Here is a 376-nt window from a genome sequence, read left to right as displayed (position 1 = left end):
GCTGATCACCAAGGAAGCGGCGTGCCTGTCTGTGTTCCGTCGCCAGCTGCTCGACGCCGAATTGTGCGCCGACCCCGCCACCGTCGACGGTATGGGGGATGCCGAGATCGCGGCCGAAGCCAGGCGGATCGCCTATCGGCTCGATCAGCAGGCCGTGCTCGAACGGGCGCGGCAGGCACCGGCGACGCGGCACGTGAAGTGCCGGCCCGCCCGCGACGGCATGGCCACAGTGAGCGTGTTGCTGCCCGCGCACGAGGGCCGGGCGGTGCATCAGGCCTTGTCCGACGGGGCGGCCGCGACATTGGCGTCGACGCTGCCGGGGACGTCGGTGCCGGCCGGGCTGGGCCGTACCCATGGCCAGATCATGGCCGACCTG

At 72.1% G+C, this 376-nt stretch carries 1 protein-coding gene; it reads left to right on the top strand.

Features of this window, described 5'->3' with window-relative positions; genetic code table 11:
- Nucleotides 1–376, top strand: a 376-nt coding sequence (locus A7G45_RS14865) for a DUF222 domain-containing protein (protein ID WP_260938359.1), incomplete at both ends; no start/stop codon positions are given.

The sequence above is a fragment of the Mycolicibacterium llatzerense genome, from assembly GCF_025331195.1.
Classification (GTDB): domain Bacteria; phylum Actinomycetota; class Actinomycetes; order Mycobacteriales; family Mycobacteriaceae; genus Mycobacterium; species Mycobacterium llatzerense.
Note: the sequence above shows the minus strand (reverse complement) of the source record. Positions and strands in the feature narration are given on the sequence as shown.